Origin of the sequence: Allorhodopirellula solitaria, from assembly GCF_007859855.1 — a bacterium.
GTDB lineage: Bacteria > Planctomycetota > Planctomycetia > Pirellulales > Pirellulaceae > Rhodopirellula > Rhodopirellula solitaria.
In genome coordinates, this window is record NZ_SJPK01000025.1 from 1 (window position 1) to 16,276 (window position 16,276).

9 protein-coding genes are annotated in these 16,276 nt (G+C 54.8%); 2 read left to right on the plus strand and 7 right to left on the minus strand.

Translation table 11 applies throughout. The features are described from left to right. Nucleotides 1-73: 73 nt before the first annotated feature. Together CA85_RS22865 and CA85_RS22870 are read right to left on the minus strand one after the other, a co-directional pair. On the minus strand, nucleotides 74-727 hold the full coding sequence (locus CA85_RS22865; protein ID WP_186775153.1) for a hypothetical protein: 654 nt from the start codon (nucleotides 725-727) through the stop codon (nucleotides 74-76). 364 nt (nucleotides 728-1,091) lie between these two features. Continuing rightward, complete coding sequence (locus CA85_RS22870; protein ID WP_246113087.1) at nucleotides 1,092-1,361, minus strand: hypothetical protein; 270 nt, start codon at nucleotides 1,359-1,361, stop codon at nucleotides 1,092-1,094. 577 nt (nucleotides 1,362-1,938) lie between these two features. Between CA85_RS22870 and CA85_RS22875 the strand changes: the two genes are divergently transcribed. Then, nucleotides 1,939-3,486, plus strand: coding sequence for an HD domain-containing protein (locus CA85_RS22875; protein ID WP_146393736.1), 1,548 nt, complete (start codon nucleotides 1,939-1,941; stop codon nucleotides 3,484-3,486). After that, nucleotides 3,479-5,626: a hypothetical protein gene (locus CA85_RS22880; protein ID WP_146393737.1), complete on the plus strand. Its 2,148-nt coding sequence runs from the start codon at nucleotides 3,479-3,481 to the stop codon at nucleotides 5,624-5,626. The genes CA85_RS22875 and CA85_RS22880 overlap by 8 nt, the downstream gene beginning before the upstream one ends. A gap of 470 nt (nucleotides 5,627-6,096) precedes the next feature. Here the strand turns inward: CA85_RS22880 and CA85_RS22885 are convergent, their stop codons facing one another. The 5 genes from CA85_RS22885 to CA85_RS22905 form a co-directional block, all read right to left on the minus strand. Further along, nucleotides 6,097-6,330 (minus strand): hypothetical protein, encoded by a 234-nt coding sequence (locus CA85_RS22885; protein WP_146393739.1) that lies wholly within the window; start codon nucleotides 6,328-6,330, stop codon nucleotides 6,097-6,099. A 623-nt stretch (nucleotides 6,331-6,953) separates the two neighbouring features. Beyond that, complete coding sequence (locus CA85_RS22890; RefSeq protein WP_146393741.1) at nucleotides 6,954-7,715, minus strand: hypothetical protein; 762 nt, start codon at nucleotides 7,713-7,715, stop codon at nucleotides 6,954-6,956. Nucleotides 7,716-7,717: 2 nt separating this feature from the next. Next, on the minus strand, nucleotides 7,718-8,203 hold the full coding sequence (locus CA85_RS22895; RefSeq protein WP_146393743.1) for a hypothetical protein: 486 nt from the start codon (nucleotides 8,201-8,203) through the stop codon (nucleotides 7,718-7,720). A gap of 1,253 nt (nucleotides 8,204-9,456) precedes the next feature. Continuing rightward, the gene (locus CA85_RS22900; RefSeq protein WP_146393744.1) at nucleotides 9,457-12,645 is read right to left on the minus strand and encodes a UvrD-helicase domain-containing protein; all 3,189 of its coding nucleotides are present in this window, start codon (nucleotides 12,643-12,645) and stop codon (nucleotides 9,457-9,459) included. Further along, nucleotides 12,642-15,650 (minus strand): PD-(D/E)XK nuclease family protein, encoded by a 3,009-nt coding sequence (locus CA85_RS22905; protein ID WP_146393746.1) that lies wholly within the window; start codon nucleotides 15,648-15,650, stop codon nucleotides 12,642-12,644. The genes CA85_RS22900 and CA85_RS22905 overlap by 4 nt, the downstream gene beginning before the upstream one ends. Between the last annotated feature and the right edge of the window lie 626 nt (nucleotides 15,651-16,276).

Below are 16,276 nucleotides of genomic sequence, written 5' to 3' on the forward strand. Positions count from 1 at the left end.
AAGTGACTGACAATGAGATGCAAAGCATACGCCTAAAACGTAACAGCTTTCACGGTGACTGGAACTATGAGATTCAACCACACAAGAACAGGTCAAACGGGTAAGTTATTTCCGAACGACGCCTTAGGAATCCCTTCAGGCTACCGCGCCGCCCCGAGTCGTCCAGATTCGGGCCGACAGGATCCTTCTGCTCGTCGATCTCCATCGGACTCATCCAGCCACTGTGTCGACGCCCCCGCCCACGCTCCCAGTCATGCGTGCTCTCACGCTTGCGCGATCCCGATTGCCGGCAGTCGTCAATCCGGTCCTTCGCCCCAGTGAAATCGCTCGTTTCCGGCGTTTCGGCCATCGCGGCGCGAATGGGATTGAGATCCACATAGGCTGCACAGGCCAGCAAACTGGCTTCATCGAGAAGCAGCTGTGCTCGAAAACGACCTTCGAAGAAGTGCCCGCGGACCTCGTCTTCAGCATTGCTGCGTCGGGCGATATTTTCGGCCAAGCACCGCATATACCAGCTCACGTCGGACAAACGCCGTCGCCGCTCGGCGAGCACTTCTGGACAGTTCCGAATCATGTCGAGCTCGGGGATCGTTGGCTCGGCGGGACTTCCGTCGTGATTGCGGCGTTTGGGGAACAGTCGCAGCCAGCGACGGGCGACCTCGTCATCGGACCAGGCTGCCACAACGTCGGGCCGACTGCGAAGCACCAGGTGAGCGTGCGAACTCATGATTGAAAAAGTCAAACAGTCGATACCGAAGACGGATGCGAGAAACTCCATACGGTCGCGGATCCAGCCCCTGCGATGCTCATAGCACCGTCCAGTGGCGGCGTCTTTTCCGCAAAGCCATGCCTGTCTGACACAGCGTTCCACACAATGAACTACCTGTATTTGATTCGGATCGATCACTTCCCCACGAGCTTGCCTGGGCATGGTCTTCTCCCTACTGAGCGTGACGCTGTATTGTGGTTGACGTACTAGGAATCCTACGAAAAAGGCTAGGAAAGACAACTAAGCAATGCCTGTCCCTGTTTGGCTCGATCGACGTGGAGATCATCCCCAAAACCGGCCACCCGTGGAATTCACAACGAAACTACGGCACAGCGAAGGCCTGCAGGAACTCGTCGAGCCGCGCCTGCTTGCCCCAGTAGCCTTGATCGTTGTCGTACTTGGTTTCACCGGGCGTGGTATGGAACACGACCGGATACCGCCACTGCCGACGCTGAACAGCGAGCCCTGTCACGGTCTCGCTAAAAAGCTTCACCTCGCCTTCGACCGGCTGATCGAGTCCCAGCCGAACACACCCAGCCCGAACCGCTGCAGCGTCCCGGACCTGAGCGGAAATCTGCACCACGTGCGACATACGCGCCTCCTCGCAGAGAAAATAGGTAAACTCCGGTGGCTACAATGCCACCGTCAGCTATACGTAGCGAAGAATGGGTAGCAATTTAGCCCTGCCCGTCGGTTTCAGCCTATCGCGAAGATGGCAGTCGAAGCGGGAGCCGCCGTGTTAGCCGATCACGAGATGCGAGAGGGGATAGCTTGCGGTGCCCGGGCATGTCCAAACTTCTCGCAAAGAGTCCCGCGACTCGACGTGTCGGTCGATGAAGCCGGCGTGCCGTCGACGAATGAGGAGGTGCTCCGGCGTCGGCCACCGGAGCCGATCAGTGAATCCAATCTTTCATGCGATGTTTTCCGCACTTGAATCATCCAGATGCACCCTCGACCCGACTTTCGTCTCCTGGAACCTTTTCTTGTGAATAACCCCAGGATCAAATTTTTGCGGAGCATTCCAATAGCAAACAAGCGGTGTCGCTGGCTCGAAATAGAGCGTTCAGGTTTCCAGTAGTTTCTCGATCCTTAGTACGCCGCCCTTCAGCGGTGACGGCCGGCTCGGTATAATCCCGCTAGCAAACTAAAACCAAGCATCGGAATCTATCGTGAATCAATCGTCCAAATATGGAGACGCACCTCCGTTCAAACACCTTAAGCGTGAGTCATCAAGAGCGCTGCTTGTTAGCCTTCGGAGTAAAGTTGCACCAATTTTGGACAACAACTGCCTGCCTCACTTCACAGACCATAGCGTGCTGCATTCTGACGGTGTGTCGCAACTGGTCGACGATCTAGTCAATCCCTTGATGCAGACCGACCAACGGCTGAATGAGACCGAGCTGGTTATCCTTTATTCCGCGTGTTATCTGCATGACATTGGGCTGCAGTACGAGAATGCGGGTGAAACGAAGACGATCGCTGATCTTAAGCTCGGATTGCCGTGGCAGGAACAACCGGAAGATGAACGGCGGAACCTTCTTCGGCAGTTCCATCACAGAATCTCTGCTGAGATGGTTCATTCATCAGTCCGTGCCGAAGATCCCGTCATTGGCATGCAACTTACGAGTGACTACGAGCCATCAAAAATCGCTTGCCTATGCGAGTCCCACAACCTGTATTTTGAGGTTGAGCGAGACTTAGCTCGCTATGATGAGCTAACGGCGGATGGTCCCGACATACGCATGAAACTGCTTGCAGGCCTGCTAAGAGTTGCCGACATTCTCGAGGAGTCGAGACGCCGCGCAACTCGTACTAAGGCAAGAACATTGATGCTCGACATAACGTCGCAAAAGCACTGGTGGCGGCATTACTACACGGAAGATGTCGTTTTCAATGAAGCTGAAAAGACAGTCTCGATATGGTTTGACTTCCCCGAAGCCGATTTTGATTCATACTCGCGAATCGTCCCTGAACTTCAAAAGCCATGGATAGAGGCGGAATTTAGCCGTCATGCTGCTGTGTTCAACAAATTTGGCGTAACTTGGACGCTTCAGGCCGAACTAAAATTCAAGCAATACAGCGACACCGAATCCATGCCCGACGAGGTGGTTACTGCGATGGCGGCAGAGCTACGAGAAAGGCATATAGAGGAGGATGAACGGAGGCGTACTGTACTACTCAACACGTTTCGCGAATCCCGTCCTCAGGTAGAGAGTCGCCTCGCTGAGTTGCGGCAGAAGGAAAAGGAGCTGTCGCCAGAAGATTTCTTGCTGAAGCTTGTTGAGGTCTCGAACGACCTGTGGGCAATCGGTAGCAAGCGGAGCGCGATCTTCACACTCGTCTTTGAGTTTGGGAGGAAAAGTCAGCATCTAGACGCAGCAAAACGACTTGAGATCGGAACCCGTTTGATGCAGATGTGTCTTGAAGATGGCATGCCAGAACTGGCCAAAGGATGGGGGATTGTATTGCAGCAAGATGCGAAGAGCCTGCCGCCAACTGATCCAGCCGTTTTTCCCTGCCTGCGAACCATCACGGATTGGTTCATCGCACTTTGTGGTTACGATGAAGCCAAAGTCGCGATTGCTGAGGCGATTGCGTGTGCCCCCAATGACAACGAGACTGAGTTGCTCGTTGCGAAACGCAGTGGAGTCGATTTCTTGCAAGGAGAACTCCAAGCGGTAGCAGGTGACGATGCAGGAGTCGCAAAAGATGATTGACGTCGCATCACCAGAAATCAGGATCGCGATTCCGAAGGCCAAAAGTCTAGCTTTCTTAGGAAACCCAGCGGAAGGAATCTCTCTGCTCGAAGCCAAGGTTGATTCGTCATCAGCGAAAATCGACCAACTGGCGGCGCTCTTGGCAATTTGTGAGATTCTTCATTGTGACTATCGCGACAATGAAGCGCTGGGGGTATTTGACCAGCGTATCGTCCCATTGATGGGCAGTTTCTCAGAAGAGATTGAAATTGCCGTCGAGTTCAATCGTAGCGACATCGTTCACTCGTTGTTGCAAAACGACGACTTCTACGGCTTGGTCGATCGCGCGTCAATCGCTGATGTGGAGCTCTGGAACCACAGAGCGTACTACGGCGTGATAGAAGCACGTGAGCAGGGCAAGCGACACGAATCATTGCCAAACACTTGGCAAGAGCTGCTTCGAGCATATTACCAAGGTTGCTGGCGATCGTATCGTCTTGCTTCAAAGCTGATGGCGATTGAATGCATGGATCTAGGATGGCCGGACGAAGCAATTTATCACGCGCTAGTTGCTGGTGACCAGCGAACGGCGAAAGCTTTCGGTACCGCGTTGTTGCTTCAAGGAAATCCTGACAGGGTTGCAAAGTCAACATCAAAGTGGCTTGACTGCACACATCTAAAGCGTCTGTTCGTCGTTGGATGCGATATTCTTGATGGATACGTGGACGCAATTCCCGACGGGCAATTTGATGATGTCTTCGAGCGAGTGCGGACAATGGCATCTTTGCATGGCTCGGAGTGGCAAGAGCACTCTTGCGTATCACGTGCGTGGAACTCGATGTCGGATATGTCCTGGAGACTGAACAACAATCAGGCGGTGCGTTTGCTGAGTACGGCGATCAACCACCCAATCTGGAGTGTTCCTATTGAAGGAGGTAATCGCGTATTGCCAGTGAGAGACAAAATGATGAATTCGCTCGCAGCCAGCGCAGCAGTATTGCCACCGGAGAGCGTTTCGGAGCTTGTTGAGGCGACGGTGGAGCTTGTTGTTGAACGAAAGCAACACACCGACTACCCCAACGCAATCGAACTGCTTTGTCGCCTCGGAAGCTTGTGCGGTGACGATGCGAAAAAGCGAATCAAGGAAGCTCTCTACCAGCCTGGGAAGCCACTTGATTCCTATTTGCTTCAGGTTGCACCAAACTTTAACGCCAAGCTGAAAGAGCCAGAGTCGTTGAGCAGCGACATCGACAAAGTCGCAGATCGAATCCGCCAGCAATTTCAGTGGCTGCCGTTGTCAGCCGAAGTAAAGCAACTCGGTGGTGCTTTCGGCTTTTTCACTGTTGTCAAGGATGACCAAAAGCTTGTTGTACAGTCGATCAGCACAGTTCACGAACACGCGATACTTCGGCATCGGGAGCATCTTTCGCTCGATGCACTCCAGAAATTGATTGACGCAATGCTAGATATGATTAGCGAAAATGAAAATCTAATCAACAACAAGATCCAGTTGGTTCAGGTGATGGGATCCGTTGGCGACGTCTGTTCCGCGGCACAGGCAAAGCAAATCTTTAACGTACTGTCGCCGATGGCAAACGGCATCATCAAGGAGCCTGAATTGACTCAGTCAGTGGCTGAATCACAGAATCCGCTCAACCCGTTCAAAATGGGGGCGGGCAAGCCAACGGACCTTCGCGGCGTCGCAATCTTTACCTTGTCGTGTATCGAACGTGACAAACCAGGCGTTTTCGCAGGCGAGCTCGATTCGATCATCGAAGCGGGGCTGACCGAAAGCGATCCACAAGTTCGTGCATTGTCGCTTGCTGCTGCGAGGGAGAAACCGACGATTTCCGAGGCAGAGTTTACAGCTGTCATTCTTGCGACACGCGATGCCGATCCAGCAGTGGCAAATTCAGCATTCGGAGTCCTAGCAAACAAGGAAGAGTTGCAACTGACTCGTCCACAATGGAGGCTCGTCATCCACACAGCCAAACTTGCAGCGCAATCGAACGAAGTAAAAGTGCGTCGGGCGGCGGCGTACGCTTGCTCGAAATTGAAGTCCAAAATCACTACCAACACACTTCGTGATGAAATGGATAAGCTTCTCGAAACACTTTGCAACGACAAATGTGCATCTGTACGGCGACATGCGAGTGAATAGTCGTCACAATGACGATTGAGCTAAATCAGGGCTCAGTCAGCATCTTGATCAGGTGCGGGATCCCATGGACTTGGTGGTTTCGGTCGGCACCCCGTATCCAACACCGCCCAGGCAATACCGCCTTCAATTTAGTTGAATCTGGAGCGAGCGGCTTCGGCACAGATTGCGCGATGGGGTCGGTTAATCAGCTTTTTCTTGGCCGCACTTCGCGGCATCGCATGGCGAAGAAAAGGTGCGCGGATTCTTGTGTGGGGAGTGCAAGGCGGTTTCGCTGCTCCGGTGGCCGACACCGGAGCAGCTGGTCATGCAGTTTCTCTCGGAATTCGGTGGCTGACGATCGATTTTGGCTGGTATTCGTATCTCGTTGAGATGCATGATCTCAACGAAAATCACTGCGAATTGCTGGGCCTCGATGAATCTTAGTCTCTCGAACGGGAAAAGGGGAAGGGGGGCGTTTTGACTGCAGTCGCTCAAACGACCCCCTTCCCCTTTTCTTCGCCCTTCCCCTTTTCTTCGCCAGCGGTCGTCGTATTGAACACGACCGGATACCACCACTGCCGAAGCTGAACAGCGAGCCCTGTCACGGTCTCGCTAAAAAGCTTCAACTTGCCTTCGACCGGCTGATCGAGTCCCAGTCGAACACACCCAGCCCGAACCGCTGCAGCGTCCCGGACCTGAGTGGAAATCTGCACCACGTGCGACATACGCGCCTCCTCACAGAGGAAATAGGTAAACTCCGGTGGCTACAATGCCACCGTCAGCTATACGTAGCGTGGAAAAGACCACGGTTTACCTAGCTATCGACTTGGCAGAGTCACGAATCTGCAAGTTAGCAAGGAGAACGGACAAAATACGCGTACGCTGAAAGCGGGATCACGAGATGGGATAGCTTGTGGTGCCCCGCCATGTCCAAACTTCTCTAATAGAGTCCCACGACTCGGCGTGTCGTTCAACGCAACCGGAATAGATCAGATAATTCAGAAAACGGCTCTGGCGTCGGCCACCGGAGCATTGCAAGGCCAACCTCACACATCCCGAAGCCGCGGAAAAACGACCCCTTTCCCCTTTTCGTCGACGACTTCCGTATCTAGGAATGGAAATGTGACTTTCCAGGATAGTTCGAGCAGACGCTACGGATCCCGGTCGATGAAACCGGAACGCTTTCGGTGAGGGCCGTTTCAGCGCCCAGATTCTGAAGGCACCGACACGAGTTTCGAACCTTTGCTGTTGGCGTCGCTTTAGACGTTCTTGCGCACCGGGAACCGCGTGTCTTGATCACGCCTGCCAGCTGCAGATGGGCACACCTGCGTCAAGGTGGCAAGACCAACTATTCAATTTCTTGGCTCGCCAGTGTAACCACGAATTGAAAAAGCTCTTCAAGGTCAACGATAGAGCCACCGTCATCGTTGCCCTCCAATCGAAATAGCTTAAAGATGGGTATGTCGCTAACCACCGCATGCCCGTCTTCCTCTCTTCGTTTTGCCCACGGCCAGATCCGACACCTCGGGTCTCGGGGATTCTCCACGATTGCGATTGCCCTGGGCTGACCTCCCTTCGGCGTTAGTGCACATCGTTTACGACCATACCGTTTGCCTGGTATGTGTTCGCAACCTCGAACGTCATTTCCGCAGATTGAACAAATAAGTCCGTCGAACTCCATCTCCCAGCTGCAGTACAAACCTGGGCCGAAGGCTGAATCTATATCTTGGATCAATTCAGTTGCCCTGGTAGCCCAGCGTCTCGCAAAATCAAGGTCAATTCCTGAATAGCTCGTAAGCCGCTCTCGTGCGTCGTGCGATAGATCCCAGCAAACTTCGACTGCTTTCGGATACTTTATCCAATCTGGGTGACGCGTGGTGAGCCCGATGTTCGCCAAGTCGCGCAACGCGTTGAGTAACACCCGACAACCTAGAATATACTCCTCCTCTTCCAAGGTCTTCGCTGCTCGATCACGACTAACAGCTTCGCGTATTGCGATGATAGTAATAGCGATCGCGTCTTCCTCGCGTCCCTGATCAACATGCGTTGCCCAATCAAATACAATTCGATTCGCCCAATCGCCTGTGTTTCTGATCTCTCGTTGATGCATCCTTACTTCTTCCACGCACCGATCTTCTTGACGGTCTTCATCACTTCTCTGAATTCGTCGACGGATCCGTCAAACTTAATCGTGGACGTATTGTTTTTGCGTTGCATCCGAAGCTCAACATGAATTCGAGTTTCTTTGTCTGCCGAATCATCGTGCTCCGCATTCCGCTTTTCACTCACCCAATCGCAAATACAATCCACTGTTGCGGGCAACGCGGTATTCTCCAGGAACAACCACAGCATTCCGAGCCATACGTCTGCGCCGCGTCGATCTAGTACTCTGGGCTCCACCCCCAAGTCGTATGCGGTTCTGCATGGAATGCCTGCCTGTTTTAGCTGCTTGGCCAACAACACAGAGTCATGTGCATCGCATACTTCATTGATTTCTTCCGAATCGACTTTCTCTGGAAGTACGAGCACTGCCACGCCTTCAAGTTTCGCTTGTTCCACTCCCAACTTTGAAGCAATTTCACCAATCTGATTCCGCATGATTCTCCTCCAACCAAAATATGGCCCACATGAACAGTGACTTCCAATTCCCATAGCTTAGGAAACCTTCAGGAGCCGTCTAGCCCAAGCGTAACACGTTGGGTGCCAGATCGGATTTCATTCGGTCCACTATCTCGCTATCCAGTTGGACAGGCTGGGAATCTTGAGTTTGTAGGCGCAATTGAACGCTTTTTCTTTTCATTTTCCAGTATCGCTGTCGTGCGGGTTCCAGGCGACCTTTTCTCCTGACCGCTATTGCTAGATGGTGACGCACAACGACGCTGCGAAACGCGAGGCCAATTTGCCATAGTTGGACAAACCTCAGCGTTTTTAGCGATCGCCGAACAGCAGGACGTACAGGACACCGAAGCGATTCTTCACGATTCTGTTCGACGCTCCGGTGGCCGATGCCGGAGCAACCAAAATTGCAGCCTGATCCCGCAGACGGTATCTGTGACGACGTTGTTCTTGAGGGCGAGTGGGATGACCCACGGGGCACGGGGCACGGGGCGGTAGTGATTTGCCGTGCATCAATCGACTGATCGACGAGGATATTCAGGTCGGAGTTCAAGCGATGGTGTTCAAAATCTCGATCGCGGGCGTTCGTTTGATGGGTGACGCAAGGAGTCGCGCGTGGTCTGTGCCATCGACTCTGTTCTGCCGGCGAGATTCCCGCGTCTCACCGACTCGTTAACTGCAGTTGGAAGCGCTGTGGCACGTTCCTGGCTGATTGTTTCGGCTATGGCATCAGGAAAAGGGGAAAGGGGTCGTTTTTCCGCGGCTTCGGTATGTGTGAGCTTGGTCTTGCATTTCTCCGGTGGGCGACATCGGAGCAACTGGTCATGCAGTTCTTCTCGGAATTCGGTGGCTGACGATCGATTTTGGCTGGTATTCGTATCTCGTTGAGATGCACGATCTCAATGAGAATCACTGCGAATTGCTGGGCCTCGGTGAATCTTAGTCTCTCGTGGTTATGAATCTCCTGTTACGAATTCGTTCTACCGTGATCGAACTTTCACCGAGGCGGTTTCTTGACCTGTCCTGGATGCTGAGGCAATTGCGGCAGGGGCGATACGGTTCCGCCGAGATCGTGGCGACATCTCGATTTGATGCAGTTCACGAAAGAGATTTGGGACGCCATCACTCGCTGCGGATGTGCGCTACGGGGGCGTCTCGACGGGTACGGCTCCTTGGGCCGGGAAACACCCTCGCTCACTTCGATGTTTCAGGCGTTTGGCATTTGTGTTCTCGCGTCATGGACTATCGCAAATTGACTCTTCGACCTTGACCATCACACCTGCCAGGGGGAAGTGAATCCATCGAGAGGCAACGCTGCAGCCCTGTTCGGCTAGCATTTCGTTGTATGCGTCAAGTTGAGAGATGTACTGCCTTGCCTTTGACTCACAATTCGCACGGCGAATTGGAGCACTTTTGTGGTCGACTACAACAACCGTCTGATCGGGCAGTTCCAAGATGAGATCGAGTGTGCCGTTCCAGAAACCACCTGCTCCACGAGAGGCCAGGGCTGGGACTTCCGCTCGCCACGTTGCGTCAGGGAAGGTGTCATTGACCCACTGAACAAAACGGTCGCCGGTTGCCACTAGCACGCTGGGGGCAAGCTTGCCGTCGATGGAATAGGCGGCCAGACACCGTATCGCGGTCGACTGCTTTTGCGATTCGCTAACACCGAGTAGCGATGGCAATGCGGCCATGTAGGCATGGATGGCGTCCCCGAAGGACGAGTAGCTTTCTTCATCAAGTCCCGCTGGGAAATGGGATCCGCCGGGCAGCTCAGTGGATTCCAGTTGGGCTGCTTGCGTCACAGCCGGATCAGCCTGGGCCTGGCTCGGTGAGAGAAATCTTGGTGACGGTTCGGCACTCTGCTGGCCGGTGCCTGAAAATGAGAACCAGATGGCACTCTCATCGTTCGCCAACGAACTCTCGTCAACGGGATCTAGGTTTCGCAGCACGTAGGAGGTATCAATCCCGGTCAGTTCGTGTACGCCTGCTTCAGCATCGGTGGGCAGGATCGAATCGATGCCAGGCAATCGTTGCAGCCATCGATCTTTACCGAGTCGATGTGCGAACACCAATTTCGATTCCGCGCGGGTGCAACCGACGTAGAGCAAACGCAGGTTCTCATTGATTTCATCTTCCGCTTTCTGACGCCCCTCAGGTGAGGCGAGTGCATCGGCCTCCAGGCTGGTTCCCGTGCGTCGCTTGGGCGGACGACCATCGTTCATGCCAAACGGCCACGTCCAGGCACGAATGACTCGTCCCGTCAGCGGATGGTCAATATCTTCACCACCACCATAGACAGCGGGCTCCCAGACGTTTGGAGCGCGGTCACTATGCAAACCGCTCAAGATCACGACTGGCCACTGCAAACCCTTCGCCTTGTGGTAGGTCATGATGGTCACCGCATCGTGACCAAGTGGAGGGAACTTGATGTCTTCGCCGTTGGAGGCGATCTCCTCTAGATTGAGAATCGCACCGCCAAGAGTGGCGGCCTGCCCAGCACCAAGCATTTGCTCTTCATAACTGGCGACATGTCTCAATATGGAATCAAGATTCGAGCAGCGACTGGCCACATCGCCCCACCCAGCAACGCGATTGGGCAGATCGAGAGCTTCGATCACTAATTGGCAAACCGAATGCGGAGAGGAGGTCTGGCGGTCGATTCCTTCCAATGGCGCGAGTTCATCGTCCCCATCCCATGGCTGCTTCCAACGCGGTGGGCTTTCAGCGGATGCTGCAGCGTTTTCGCGTTCCGCACGGTCGGATTGCAATTGAATCAGCCGCTCCCTGATCCATGACGGCGTCGCCTGGCTCGGGTCGGACAGCATATGCTTCAGCGTCGCGGCGGCTAGTGAATCGTTGCGATCCGAAACCAGCCGCATTCCTGCAATCGCCATCACACCCTCGCGGGTTGAGAGCAGACCGGGGCTCTCAAATAAGTATGCGATGCCAGCCTGCCCCAGCGCATCGGCCAGCTTCTCGAGAGCTGCGTTGCTTCTTTCCAGGACGACGATATCGCCAAGCCGAGTGCCTTCGCGTTGCAGCTCCAAAATCCCAGCCGCCAGTGCCTGCGCATCACGCTCCTGATTGGTCGTTTGGAACAGCCAACGCTCAATGCCACGAGGCAGCGGAGCATTGACGGGCTCCTGCCTCGAGTCAGGACCGAATATTGGCTCAAACATCTTGCCAACGAACTGGACCAGTCCCTTTTGAGAGCGTCGGTTGCTTGGTAACGAACCGGTTGTCGCATCCTTCGCTTGCTCCCAAACGCGCCCCACCAATCCAGGATCGGTCCCCCGGAAACCAAAGATCGCTTGCTTCGGATCACCCACCCACCGATTGCGTGGCGAGATCCGACGCATCGCTTGAAAGATCGCTAGCTGAAGCGGGTTGGTGTCTTGGAATTCATCGACCAAGACCAACGAGAAATCATCGGAGATCAACTCGACCAACTGCTCACCGGAAAGGGCTTCGAGGAACAATGTTTCAAGATCCGTAAAGTCGACCAATCCACGCTCGATTTTGTAATCGCGGCATCCCGATTCAATCAGGATGGTGTGTTGGGCAATTAAGCCGGCAAACAAGTTCACGTCATCGTGTAGTCCTTGGAAGTTGCAGACTTCTGATCCGTGATTGCGAAGTGCGGTTAGAGCGGCGTCGGCCCCGGATTTCTTCCCGGCCGTCAAACGGGATGCCTCTGCATACGCCCCCCATTTCGGTAGTCGCTCAGATCGCAGGTCCAGTAGCTTCTTTCGGGCTTTTTCGGTCACACCTGTCGTGTCATCTAACGCTGCGAACGCATTGAGCGCATCTCGCACATGCCCCGTCAAGACATCGAAACTGGGCGAAGGCAAATCCTCCAGCGGTGAAAGCAGTTCGCAAACCCGCGAGGCTGAATCACGCAAGTGCAAACGCAGACCTTCATCGCTGATCTGATTGCTACGCTTGGCATCCAGCAGTGTCAGCAGTTGTTGGTTAAGATCGTCAATTCCCAGTCGCCTTGCACACGCTACCAAGGACTGCCAACCCTCCATCGGCAAATCACTGAGGTGTTTGGAAACAGTTTGTTCGGCCGCCTGTTCCGACATCACTTCAAGTCGCGTCGAAAGGCCGAGTTCGACTGCATACCGCGAGAGCACCCGGTGTGCGACAGAGTGAACGGTCCCGATCGCGGCCAGTTCTAACCGGTCCGCGTTGCGATGGTTCGTTTCCGGGTCATCGGTACCGGCGAGTAACTTTGCCTGAACTCGCCCCTTCAGCTCAGCGGCGGCCTTCTTGGTGAACGTTGTCGCCATGATTCGCGCAGGATCGAGACCATCGCAAACGGCCTTAGCAACCGTTTCACACAAGTCGTACGTCTTGCCGCTGCCTGCCCCAGCTCGGATCAGCTCCAAAGCTCCCTTCTTTGCATTCGATTGGCTCATCGTGTCACCTCCATTCCGCACAAGCGTTTAAAATCACAGTATCGACAGACGCTTTGTGTTTCGCCTCGCCCCAGCTGTTCGATCAAAACCAGCTCCGATCCATCGGGCCAATCGTCGATACTCTGGAGAGGCCTGGCCGGAACCGGATCATCGGTTGTCAGCCAGCCTTCCGCACCAGCGATCGCGGTCGCAAAATTGTTCCATACACGCTCGATCGACGGTCCATCAATCACCTGTGACGTCGGGACACCCGACAGTGGGCTGCCGATTGGCGTGAAGATTGTGCCATCGGATAGTACGAGATAAGCGACCGCTGGGAAGCTGCCGTTTGACTGGCTGCGACTGAACGCATACGTCGCAAGTTGAACGGACTTTCCCTTGGTGACCATGTCGTAGTACTTCTTGCGACCGGCATACTTGAAATCGACCACAGCTTCGCGACCGTCGTTGGACGACGCCAGGCAATCAATCGAACCTCGCAACTCTTTCCCAAACGCCGATCCCTCGACGGGCTCTTCAATCTTCACGCTCCGGTAACCGCCCGCAGATAGCGTCCGTACAAACAAGCGGGCTGCCTTCACCAACTCGTTCTTCAGCCGTAAGCTCTCAACGCGTTTTTCTGGCTGCGCCAGCGGAGCGGCGTCCAATGGCAATCGTTCATCAAAGGTTTGCTCGACCAAGCGGGCCGCGTCATCCTCCGTTGGCAGATCACCGCCTCCCCCAAAGACTCGCTCCAGAATCTTGTGGAACAAATTTCCGCGAAGTCGAAACTCGTCCGGCAAACTTGCAATGTCGCTCGACCGCAATTTCGCCTGGTAATTGAGCGTCCATTTGAGGGGGCAGGCAAGCCGATCTTCCAACTCCGACGCCGAAACCGATTCGCGGTCTCTCAATAGGTTTGCTGGTATATCCCAGTGTGGGCGCAGCGGCTGTGGAGGCTGGATATTTGTCGTTTTGCAGGCGAAAACGAATGGCGAGAGCGCATCGACCTCGCTGTGAGAGATGAGGTCCTCGATCGCCGCTGGCGTCCACTTCTCAGGCTGACGATGGACGGCGATCTTTTCCCTAATCGCAAGCCACAATGGGTGAACGCGTTCTTCTGCGTTCTGAGGTAACTCGATCACCAACATCGTGCTACTGGCTAGGCACAGCCCGCGTACCTCCGCCGCCCGCAGTGATCGCAAGGCGTGCGTTCCATCGTCGATCACGACGCCTGCAGCGGCGAAGTCCGCAAGCTGTTTGACGGACCAACGACTGCTCTTCGTATCCGACGTTGTCGTCCCCATCCAGATCAATCGATCGTAGCGGTCGGCGATCTCAGATAGCGACCGAACTCGTACAGGTCCCCCGGCATCGCTCAGGCACGGCTTCGATTCCACTCCTCGATCGGTTACTTCCTCGAGCAACCTGCCTAATTGCGGTTGCGTGATCGATTCGCCAGCGAGTTCGACCAAGTCCCCGAGCAGAGAGGCTTGTCGAGATGCCTCCCTCAACGCGATGGCGACCTGTTCATCAGAAGGTGAAAGGTTTTCGTCACGCCAAATCAATGTGGCCCGGCCGATTGCCCACTTGGCCACTTTCCGACACTGGCGAGCCATCAGGTTCGTCGGAATCGGTTGCCCCCGGGGTGACCGTTCCGCACAGAACCATTCATGCAGTCGTTCCTTCAGCTTATCCGGATGATCCACGTCGTGCTTCGATGTCTCACACAGCGAGTCAAAAGCATCCTGCCATGCTCCGCTGCCCAGTCCCGGCTCTTCGCTCAATGCTCGGGCCAGAGCAGAGGCCGCCGGTCGCGGAAAGGGGATGACAGGAAGTGTCAACAAATCGAGTAAGCATTGCGGATCGACTGGATCCCAGCACAACTCGAGGGCCAGCGGCAATACTTGCAGTACCGGATGAGCACGCGTTTGTAACGAGGCGCCCATTGTCGGAATTCCGATCCGCTGCAAGCAAGCATCCAGACGAACTGCCATCGTGTCATCTTCACAGTAGACGACCGTCCGCGAAAGTGTTTCTGAACTATTCGACAACACAGAAGCGACGAACTCCACCGCCGCCGTCTCGCTGCGTGCCTGGGCTACTCTTAGACTGGAATCGCAATCGAATGACGGTGTGGTTTGACCGCGCACAGTATTGGCGGCAGCCAGCAAAGACGATAACTCCGGCGAGCATGGTGAAACCTCATCCGGATCGCAAACATTCAGTCGGCTCAGTACTCGCTGCCAAGCCGCCGGCCAAAGGTCAATTGGCTCGGTCAACTTGAGCTCGTGATTTGGCAACACCTGGCCTGCATCAAGAGCTTCGGCTACCGCCGCGACCCTCTCGGCCTCACTCGGAAACGACCCGGCATATTGTTTCTCTGCCAAGGCCAGGTCGCCGGCGATTCGGGGGCAACGATCAAGGATTGTCCCATCCCAACCACATAGCATCAGCTGATCACGGCGCTGCAGCAGCTCCGAAGCCGTTTCCCAGCGATCGGCAGCGATACTTTGCTCAAAGCAGACTCCGGTCATGTTGGCAATCGCATCGGCGAACTGCATCACTCGCGCCGCACGGTGCACATCCGATTGTGGCAACCCCAATTGTGTTTCCAGCCATTCCAACAACACCGCCGGGCCACCCTGAATGCGGTCAATTGCGGGCAGGTCAGAAAACGCTTGCACACGACCAGGGGCCAAGCGAATGATGAGCTGAGTTGGGGGTAGCATGTCGTTGTTGGCAAAAAATAGGCGTGATTGGCAGTGAGGGCTCGAAGCAGCCGTTACGCAGGTTGCATCGGTCGCCGCAGCATTTCGATCGCTTCTGCGATCGTGCCGGCAGTGGCAGGCGTTGTCTTGGCAGGCGTTGTCTCGGCAGTATGGCTTGATGGCCCGGGGCTCATGCGTCCGCACCTGAGTTGGCTTGTCGTAGCTGTCGACGACGTCGCATTCGACATTCTCTGTGGTGATCTTAGCAACGCGGCAGTAATATGTGGCGTAGTGGACGAGGCGACGATTACCCACAATTATCCCGAAAGGGATGATAGAAAATAGTCGTAGGTCAGCGCAGCGTCACCTACGGTTCTTCGTTGAAGATAGAGCGTCGACCCCGAAGTGGGTCGCAGACCTCGTCGTGAATGATCTTCCACCCCATTCGGGGTTGGCACGCGTGTTTCGCGGCGTTTCCGGTGGTGTTCGCTGCGCTCGACCACCGGCTATTTTCTTCAACGCCGTCGGCGTAGGAAAACTTGTGGGTAAGGGACAGGAGGCGACGAGCTGGTCATTACCCACAAAACCGGATCCCCTGTCAGCTTGTCTGACAGGAATCTCCGTTTTGTGATTAGATCAAGATGGAGCATTCACCCCGCTCCCATGCGGGCTTGCCCCGCATGACAGCAAAGTTTATCGACTTGGTTTCCTGTCAGACAAGCTGACAGGGGAACTTGTGTCGATACCGTGGTTTTCTAATTTCAAAACGTCGCTTCGGCGTGTGACAAGCACACGGGGGAGCAAACTTGTGGGTAATCAACAGGAGGCGAAGAGTCCTGCGGCTTTGGACTCGTCGCCTCGTTCACTACGACAGAAATTGATCGTGCGCTGCTTACTTCATAGGATTGGCCGAAATGCGACAGCGAGACCGGACCCGACAC